This is a genomic window from Streptomyces sp. NPDC059455 (assembly GCF_042750115.1).
Taxonomy (GTDB): Bacteria; Actinomycetota; Actinomycetes; order Streptomycetales; family Streptomycetaceae; genus Streptomyces; species Streptomyces endocoffeicus.
This window is the reverse complement of sequence record NZ_JBHYVB010000165.1, coordinates 20,142-26,714: the sequence shown is the minus strand read 5'-3', so window position 1 is coordinate 26,714 and position 6,573 is coordinate 20,142. Positions and strand designations below refer to the sequence as shown.

5 protein-coding genes are annotated in these 6,573 nt (G+C 71.3%); 3 read left to right on the top strand and 2 right to left on the bottom strand.

The features are described 5' to 3' along the window. Positions 1 to 179: 179 nt before the first annotated feature. Positions 180 to 1,589 carry a polysialyltransferase family glycosyltransferase gene (locus ACFXB5_RS39770; protein ID WP_385217880.1) on the bottom strand — a complete coding sequence of 470 codons (1,410 nt, stop codon included), beginning with the start codon at positions 1,587 to 1,589 and terminating at the stop codon, positions 180 to 182. Continuing rightward, a complete protein-coding gene (locus ACFXB5_RS39765) occupies positions 1,589 to 2,566 on the bottom strand; it encodes a glycosyltransferase family 2 protein (RefSeq protein WP_385217877.1) in 978 nt (325 codons plus the stop codon). The genes ACFXB5_RS39770 and ACFXB5_RS39765 overlap by 1 nt, the downstream gene beginning before the upstream one ends. Positions 2,567 to 2,753: 187 nt before the next feature. Here ACFXB5_RS39765 and ACFXB5_RS39760 point away from each other — a divergent pair, with 187 nt between their 5' ends. The 3 genes from ACFXB5_RS39760 to ACFXB5_RS39750 all read left to right on the top strand — a co-directional run bounded on the left by ACFXB5_RS39760 (position 2,754) and on the right by ACFXB5_RS39750 (position 6,427). Further along, positions 2,754 to 4,115, top strand: coding sequence for a DUF6716 putative glycosyltransferase (locus ACFXB5_RS39760; protein WP_385217875.1), 1,362 nt, complete (start codon positions 2,754 to 2,756; stop codon positions 4,113 to 4,115). Positions 4,116 to 4,294: 179 nt separating this feature from the next. Continuing rightward, positions 4,295 to 5,494 carry a cytidylyltransferase domain-containing protein gene (locus ACFXB5_RS39755; protein ID WP_385217872.1) on the top strand — a complete coding sequence of 400 codons (1,200 nt, stop codon included), beginning with the start codon at positions 4,295 to 4,297 and terminating at the stop codon, positions 5,492 to 5,494. Then, positions 5,495 to 6,427 (top strand): N-acetylneuraminate synthase family protein, encoded by a 933-nt coding sequence (locus tag ACFXB5_RS39750; protein WP_385217870.1) that lies wholly within the window; start codon positions 5,495 to 5,497, stop codon positions 6,425 to 6,427. Positions 6,428 to 6,573 lie beyond the last annotated feature (146 nt).

Genomic DNA, 6,573 nt, shown 5'->3' with positions numbered 1-6,573 from the left:
GGGGGGGCCGTGGGGGGGGGGGGCGCGGGGGCCGCCCGCGGGCGCCGGGGGGGGGGGGGGGGGGGGGGGGGGGGGGGGCGCCGCCCCCGCCGCGGGGGATATCGGCCCGGTGTCCGCGGGGGATATCGGCCCGGTGTCCGAGGGGGATATCGGCCCGGCGTCGGGGGTCGGCGGCGCGCTCATCCGGTGACCGTCCGTTTGAGGGCGGCCCGCTTCAGGGCCCGGGCCCGGCGCGCCACCTTGCGCACCGTCTCATTGCGCGGGATGAACGCCAGCTGCGAGGGCACCGCCCCGGGCAGGGCGAGCGCGGTCAGCCGGCGCTTCTTGAAGTAGCGCCAGGTGTTGTTGTCCAGGTGGGCGGCCAGATAGCGCTCGGCCGCGGGCCGCAGATCCGGGTAGATCTTGGCCTGCATGCAGAAGCCGACCGCGGAGACCAGCCCGGTGAGCCGCTTGCCCGCCCGCTCGTCCACCGGCTGGGCGGCGGCCACCGCCTTGTGGTTCTCGAGGTCGGGCAGCAGCGCGTCCACGATCGTCACCGGCACACGGTTGCTGTTCTGGTACGGGGTGAGCCGCTCCAGCAGCGTGTCGGTGCCGATCCGGGCCACCGGCAGCCCGTAGAAGACGTCGGCGGTGAGCAGCGCGGTGGAGAAGCAGCCGATGACCAGGGCCGGGCTCATCCGCTGGTAGAGCACCTCGGCGAGGACCGGGGTGTCCATGACGGTCAGCTCCGCGCCCAGCTCGGCGGCCTTCTTCTCCAGCATCCGCGACCAGCGGGCCGGGGCGGTGGGGTGCGGCTTGAAGACGACGGTGCGGTGGCCCAGCGCCACGGCGCCGCGCAGCATCCGCATATGCAGCTCTTCCTCCTCCTGCGGGGAGAGGATGTCCAGCGCGGACAGGTACTGGCCGAGCAGCAGCGCCGGGCCGTTGCCGACCGCGATCCGCTCGCTGGCGGAGGCGACGCTGCGCGGGGCGGCCTCGGCCACCTCGCTGAGCACCTTGGTGAACACCTCGGTCGGCAGGATCTCCGGCTCGACGCCGAACTCGGTCAGCAGCAGCGGCCGCAGTCCGGGCACCAGGTCGAGATGGAGCAGCCGGCGGACGCGGGTGCCGATCAGCGGGTCCAGCTTGCTGCGGGTCGGGCCGTAGCTCATCAGCCCGTCCGCGTAGACGTCGATGGGCGCGCCCTGGAACACATTGGCGACCGCCATCGCCGGGTTGACCTGGATGGACTCCAGGATCAGCTCGATCTTGTCGTCGCCGAGGTTCCACAGCAGCCGCAGATGGCGCTCCCACAGCGGGGCGTCGTCGACGCGCGGGGACCAGCCGCCGGGGTGGAACGGCGAGATCGTCTCGTTCCAGGACAGCACCCGGTCGAAGCGGCCGCGCAGCCGCTCGAAGCCGGGCATCTCGTCCACCGGCGGGGTGGTCTCCGGCGTCGCGGCGTTGTTGCTGATCAGCAGCAGCCGGCGGTCGGCCGGGCCGACGCTGCCCGCGTCGATCGCCGCCGCGAGGGTCGCCGCCCCGTAGAGGGTCGAGGCGAGGAAGATCTGGGTGCGCTTGCGCTCCGCCAGGGGCTTGTAGGCGGACATCAGGCCGCCACCTCCGCCCCCGCGGACCGGCGCTTGACTCGCCGCAGTCGTGCGGCGCGCTCGTAGTCCATGGAATCCAGTGCGTCCTTCAATACGTCCTGGGGCATGCGTTTCATCGCCGCCGCCGACATGGAACGGAGTTTGCGTGCCACTTGTGGTTCGAATCTCTCGATGTTGCCGAGGTGGTGGGAAATGATCGCGCAATAGGTGCGGACGGCCTTCGGCAGCAGGGCGTCGGCGTCGCGGTCCCGTGCGGTTTCCTCGATCACCTGGTCGAATGCGCGAATGAAGTCCAGCTGCCGCACATCGCCGATCTGGGTGAGCGAGGAGGAGACCCCGCGCCGGTAGAACACCCCGGCCAGCCCGAGGACGGCGAAGCTGCGGGCCTCGCGGTGCAGCCGCCAGATCCAGGGCCGGTCCTCGGCGGTGCGCAGCCCGTGGGTGAAGTGCAGCAGCCCCTCGTCGACCAGGCGGCGGTGGTACATGCCCGCCCAGGCGTAGGGGTAGTCCACGGAGGTGGAGCGGTCGGCCGGGAGGATCACGTCCCGCGGGTTCATCACCTCATTGCGGCGACCGTGCGGCACCCGGGTGATGGAGCGCGCGCGGGCGGTGCACTGGACATGGTCGGTGCGGACGAAGTCGCACCCCAAGTCCTCGATCGCCGCGAGCAGTTCGGCGTAGTAGCCGGGGGCCAGCCAGTCGTCGCCGTCGAGGAAGGCGAGGTACTCCCCCCTGGCGTTGTCCAAGCCGGTGTTCCGCGCGGTGGCCAGCCCACCGTTCTTCTCATGCCGTACATAGACGGCCCCCGGAAGGTCGCGTTCCGCACGCTCCAGGATCTCCGGGGTCCCGTCGGTGGCACAGTCGTCGACGAGAATGAATTCGAAGTCCTCGCGCGCGTTCGCGCGCAGACTTCTGAGCGTGTCGGGGGCATAGGTCTGCACGTTGTAGAACGGCACGATGACGGAGAGCTTAACCACGCGGGTGACGCTAGGTGTCCGGTCGGCATTCGTCTTGACCTAGGGTGTACGTAAAGGTGAACGAAGGACGTCGGAACGGTTAACCCGCCGCTCCAGCCAGCCGATTCTCCAATCGTCGACGTTCTGTTAACCCTTTGTTGCTCTTGTGTTGGGCCGTGAATCGACAACGCTTCCTAGCGTCTGCGACGTGTCCTCACGTACCAAATCCCCTGTGCGAGTCGCCGTGCTCGCCGACTCCGACACCCGGTGGAAATGGGGCGCGCTCACCGCGCATCGCCTCGTACCGGATGGGTCGGGTTCTGCCTCGGAGCGTCGCCTCGACGGCTTCCTGCTGCGCGGCCGCGCCACGCCGACCGCCCGGCAGCTGACCGAGGTCGGGGTGCGCGCCGACGCGATGCGCGAGGTCACGGGGGTGGAATTCGTACGGGCGGTGGACCGTGAGCGCTATGACGTGATCGTCCTCTCCCTGGTCGGCGGCGCCGTCCAGGCCATGCTGCACGGACTGCGCCACGCATGGGAGGGCGCCGACCGCCGCCCCGTGGTCGTCACCGGCTATGTCGGTGTCGTCTACGAGAAGCTGGCCGACGGGCTGCTGCTGCGCCACGGCGCCGATGTGGTGCTGGCCAACTCCCGGCATGACGCCGAGCGCTTCCGCGACGTCTACCAGGGCGTCGGCGCCGACGCGGAGAGCGTCGTGGAGTGCGCGCTGCCCTTCCTCGGCGGCGACCGCTACGACGAGAAGGCGCGGCTGGGCCGGAAGTACCCCGGCGGCACGGTCGTCTTCGCCGTCCAGCCGTCCGTCCCGGACAACCGCGCCGACCGCACCTATCTGCTGCGCCGCGCGGTGGAGCACGCGCGCCGCCACCCGGACCGCGAGGTCGTGGTCAAGCTGCGCTCCAAGCCGGGCGAGCACACCACCCATATCGAGGAGCTTCCGTACCAGAAGCTGATCGCGAAGTTCGGCGACGATCTGCCCGCCAACTTCCGGCTCGCCTACGGAAACATGGGCGAGGTCCTGGACACCGCCGACCTGCTGGTCACGGTCAGCTCCACGGCCGCCCTGGAGTCGCTGCACCGCTCCATACCGACCGCCGTGCTCACCGACCTCGGGGTGCGCGAGACGCTCGGCAACCACCACTTCCTCGGCTCCGGCTGTCTGGCCTCCTGGGACCAGCTGGACGCCGGGCACCTGCCCGAGCCGGACGTCGAGTGGCTCAGCCGCCAGGGCGTGGCCGCCGACGGGCCGTACGAGACCTGGTTCGACGTCGCGCGGGAGCGGGTGGCCGAGCTGGCCGCCGCACCGGCCCTGCCGCCGCTCGCCCCCTTCTACACCCCCGTCACCGCACCCGGCTATCTGCCCGGCCGGCTCGCCCGGTACGGCTTCGAGCCGGACGGCTCACCCCGCCCCGGGGCCTCCGCCGAGGACGAGGCGCAGGTCTCCGCGTTGCGGCGGGTGGTGCGCAACACGATGCGGGAAGCGGCCCGCGGCGCCTACCGCCATGGCGTCCAGCGCGTGGCTCCCGTCATCCGGCGGATGGGGGAGCTGTGAGCGACGCACGCGCGGCCGCCGGGTCGCAGCCGACGACGATGCCCGCACCTCTGCGCCGCGCGGGCGGAGAAGCGAACCCAAAGACGGCTGTGAGCGACGCACGCGCGAATGCCGCACGCGCGAACCAAGAGGAGGCCGGGACGGCCTCGATCACCTCTGCAACCCCTGAAGGAGCCGCCATGACCGCCTCGAGCCCGTGTGTGCTCGCCGTGATCCCCGCCCGTGGCGGATCGAAGGGCGTCCCCGCGAAGAACCTCGCCGCCGTCGGCGGCGTGCCGCTGGTCGCCCGCGCGGTCATGGAGTGCCGGGCGAGCCGCCTGGTGACGGACGTGGTCGTCTCCACCGACGACACCGGCATAGCGGCCGCGGCGCGCGGTGCCGGCGCGGTGGTCATCCAGCGGCCCACCGACATCGCGGGGGACACCGCCACCAGCGAGGCGGCGGTGATCCACGCGATGGACGCCTACGAGGCGTCGCACGGCACCACCGTGGACGTGGTGCTCCTGGTGCAGTGCACCAGCCCCTTCATCATCAGCGAGGACATCGACGGGGTGGCCGCGGCGGTCGCCGAGAAGGGCGCCGACACCGCCCTGACCGTCGCCCCCTTCCACGGCTTCGTCTGGCGCGAGGGCGAGAACCCCGAGACGGACGGCGGCGACGGGGTCAACCACGACAAGTCGTACCGCCCGCGCCGTCAGGACCGCCCCCAGGACTTCCTGGAGACCGGCGCCGCCTACGCGATGGACGCGCGCGGCTTCCGTAAGGCCGGGCACCGCTTCTTCGGCCGCACCGACCTGGTGCGCACCGACCCCGCCCGGGTGCTGGAGATCGACGATCCGCACGATCTGGCCCGCGCCCGCGCGCTCGCCCCGCTGTTCGACGCCGAGCGGCCGGGCGCGCTCCCCACCCGCGACGACATCGACGCGGTGGTACTCGACTTCGACGGCACCCAGACCGACGACAGGGTGCTCGTCGACTCCGATGGACGCGAACTCGTGGCCGTGCACCGCGGCGACGGGCTCGGGATCGCCGCCCTGCGCCGTGCTGAGCTGGCGCTGCTGATCCTTTCCACGGAAAAGAACCCGGTCGTCGCCGCACGGGCCCGCAAGCTCCAGGTCCCCGTGCTCCACGGCATCGACCGAAAAGATCTCGCACTGAAGCAGTGGTGCGAGGAGCAGGGCATCGCGCCGGAGCGCGTGCTCTACGTCGGCAACGACGTCAACGACCTCCCGTGCTTCGGCCTCGTCGGCTGGCCCGTGGCGGTCGCAGGTGCGCACGACGTCGTGCGCGGCGCTGCACGTGCGGTCACCTCCACCCCCGGAGGTGACGGCGCGATCCGCGAGATCGCCTCGTGGATTCTCGGAAAGGAACTGTCTTAAGTGAGCTCCAACTCTCGCCTCCGCACCCTCGGCGCCAAGACCGCCGGACCCGGCCACCCGGTCTATATCACCGGTGAGATCGGCATCAACCACAACGGCGACCTGGAGAACGCGTTCAAGCTGATCGACGCCGCCGCCGAGGCCGGCTGTGACGCGGTCAAGTTCCAGAAGCGAACCCCGGAGATCTGCACCCCCCGCGACCAGTGGGACATCGAGCGTGACACCCCCTGGGGCCGGATGACCTACATCGACTACCGCCACCGCGTGGAGTTCGGCGAGGACGAGTACCGCGCCATCTCCGAGCACTGCAAGAAGCGCGGCATCGACTGGTTCGCCTCCCCGTGGGACACCGAGGCCGTCGCCTTCCTGGAGAAGTTCGACGTCCCGGCGCACAAGGTGGCCTCCGCCTCGCTGACCGACGACGAGCTGCTGCGCGCCCTGCGGGCGACCGGCCGCACGATCATCCTGTCGACGGGCATGTCCACCCCCAAGCAGATCCGCCACGCGGTGGAGGTGCTCGGCAGCGACAACATCCTGCTGTGCCACGCCACCTCCACGTACCCGGCCAAGGCCGAGGAGCTCAACCTGCGCGTGATCAACACGCTGCAGGCCGAGTACCCCAACGTGCCGATCGGCTACTCCGGCCACGAGACCGGTCTGCAGACCACCCTGGCCGCCGTGGCGCTCGGTGCCGCGTTCGTCGAGCGTCATATCACCCTCGACCGCGCCATGTGGGGCTCGGACCAGGCCGCCTCGGTCGAGCCGCAGGGCCTGACCCGGCTGGTGCGGGACATCCGCATCATCGAGGAGTCCCTCGGTGACGGCGTCAAGAAGGTCTACGAGAGCGAGCTCGGCCCGATGAAGAAGCTCCGCCGTGTCGCGGGCGTCGTCGCCGAGTCCGAGTCCGCCGACCGCGAGCCCGCCGCGGTCTGAGGCACTCTGCCGTGAATCCACCGGCCGGTGAGCCCGGCCCTTGCCCGGAAGCGGCGGGCACCCCTGACTCATCGGGGGGGGGGCCCCCCGCCCCCGGCCCGGCGAGGGAAGGGGGGGTGGGGGGCGGCGCCCCCCCGCGGAGAACG